The 2599-nt window shown below is 56.3% G+C and carries 2 rRNA genes; both read right to left on the bottom strand.

From position 1 onward, the window contains the following. Positions 1 to 1339: ribosomal RNA gene (locus AYO52_RS15290) — 23S ribosomal RNA — on the bottom strand; the annotation flags it as partial. Between the two features lie 335 nt (positions 1340 to 1674). Continuing rightward, positions 1675 to 2599 (bottom strand): 16S ribosomal RNA (locus AYO52_RS15285); the annotation flags it as partial.

The following is a 2599-nucleotide window of genomic DNA, read 5'->3' as shown; positions in this document are numbered from 1 at the left end:
TATTGTATGAATGCCGCGGCTTCGGCGGTGTACTTGAGCCCCGCTAAATTGTCGGCGCAGGACCACTTGACCAGTGAGCTATTACGCACTCTTTCAAGGGTGGCTGCTTCTAAGCCAACCTCCTGGCTGTCTCAGCGATCCCACATCCTTTTCCACTTAGTACACGCTTAGGGGCCTTAGCCGGCGATCTGGGCTGTTTCCCTCTCGACTATGAAGCTTATCCCCCACAGTCTCACTGCCGCACTCTCACACCTCGGCATTCGGAGTTTGGCTGACGTCAGTAACCTTGTAGGGCCCATCGGCCATCCAGTAGCTCTACCTCCGAGGTGAAACATGCGACGCTGCACCTAAATGCATTTCGGGGAGAACCAGCTATCACGGAGTTTGATTGGCCTTTCACCCCTACCCACAACTCATCCCCTCAGTTTTCAACCTAAGTGGGTTCGCGCCTCCACGACGTCTTACCGTCGCTTCACACTGGCCATGGGTAGATCACTCCGCTTCGGGTCTAGAGCATGCCACTACAGTNCTCCACGACGTCTTACCGTCGCTTCACACTGGCCATGGGTAGATCACTCCGCTTCGGGTCTAGAGCATGCCACTGAAACGCCCTATTAGGACTCGCTTTCGCTACGGCTTCCCCACACGGGTTAACCTCGCGACATACCACTAACTCGCAGGCTCATTCTTCAAAAGGCACGCCATCAGCCCTAAAGCCTCTGACGGATTGTAAGCACACGGTTTCAGGTACTATTTCACTCCCCTCCCGGGGTACTTTTCACCATTCCCTCACGGTACTAATCCGCTATCGGTCACCAAGAAGTATTTAGGCTTACCGGGTGGTCCCGGCAGATTCACAGCAGATTTCACGGGCCCGCTGCTACTTGGGAACACAAATCGCCCCGCCGCAAGGTTTTCAGGTACGGGACTCTCACCCTCTCCGGCCGACCCTTCCAAGTCGTTCCCCTAACCCGCGATCAATCAGCGCCCGGTCCGGCAGAACCGGGACATCATGCCCCACAACACCACACACGCAACCCCTGCCGGGTATCACACGCATGCGGTTTAGCCTGATCCGCGTTCGCTCGCCGCTACTGACGGAATCACTATTGTTTTCTCTTCCTGCGGGTACTGAGATGTTTCACTTCCCCGCGTTCCCTCCACACACCCTATGTATTCAGATGCGGGTAACACGCCATCACGCGTGCTGGGTTTCCCCATTCGGACACCCTCGGATCACAGCTCGTTTGGCAGCTCCCCGAGGCTTATCGCAGCCTACTACGTCCTTCATCGGCTCTTGGTGCCAAGGCATCCACCGTGTGCTCTTACACACTTACATTCACAAACAATTAAAGATGCTCGCGTCCACTGTGCAGTTCTCAAACAACACACACCAACCCCACCCCGGCCACGTATGGCGCATCAGATGTCTCGGGAATCAGTGCCATCAGAAACAACCAAACCCGAAGGCTCGATGGTGTTGTTTCAGACACCCAACAGTGTGTTTCGTCCGGACCACGCTAACGCCGGCACCAGATCCTGCAATCTGATACCGACGATCACGGCGAGTCCTACGCGATAGTGTTCCACCCAATGAGCCACAGAGCGCGCCACATTCGGACGCGAACCCTGCGCAAACTCTGACCACACCAAAGCGTGGTGAGTGCTCCTTAGAAAGGAGGTGATCCAGCCGCACCTTCCGGTACGGCTACCTTGTTACGACTTCGTCCCAATCGCCGATCCCACCTTCGACGGCTCCCTCCACAAGGGTTAGGCCACCGGCTTCGGGTGTTACCGACTTTCATGACGTGACGGGCGGTGTGTACAAGGCCCGGGAACGTATTCACCGCAGCGTTGCTGATCTGCGATTACTAGCGACTCCGACTTCATGGGGTCGAGTTGCAGACCCCAATCCGAACTGAGACCAGCTTTAAGGGATTCGCTCCACCTCGCGGTATCGCAGCCCTCTGTACTAGCCATTGTAGCATGTGTGAAGCCCTAGACATAAGGGGCATGATGATTTGACGTCATCCCCACCTTCCTCCGAGTTGACCCCGGCAGTCTCTCACGAGTCCCCACCATTACGTGCTGGCAACATGAGACAGGGGTTGCGCTCGTTGCGGGACTTAACCCAACATCTCACGACACGAGCTGACGACAACCATGCACCACCTGTATACAAGCCACAAGGGAAACGACATCTCTGCCGTCGTCCTGTATATGTCAAGCCTAGGTAAGGTTCTTCGCGTTGCATCGAATTAATCCACATGCTCCGCCGCTTGTGCGGGCCCCCGTCAATTCCTTTGAGTTTTAGCCTTGCGGCCGTACTCCCCAGGCGGGGCGCTTAATGCGTTAGCTACGGCACGGAGTCCGTGGAAGGACCCCACACCTAGCGCCCACCGTTTACGGCATGGACTACCAGGGTATCTAATCCTGTTCGCTACCCATGCTTTCGCTCCTCAGCGTCAGTTACTACCCAGAGACCCGCCTTCGCCACCGGTGTTCCTCCTGATATCTGCGCATTTCACCGCTACACCAGGAATTCCAGTCTCCCCTGTAGTACTCAAGTCTGCCCGTATCGCCTGCACGCCCCCGGTTA

The organism is Dietzia sp. 111N12-1, assembly GCF_001658045.1.
GTDB lineage: Bacteria > Actinomycetota > Actinomycetes > Mycobacteriales > Mycobacteriaceae > Dietzia > Dietzia kunjamensis.
Note: the sequence above shows the minus strand (reverse complement) of the source record. Positions and strands in the feature narration are given on the sequence as shown.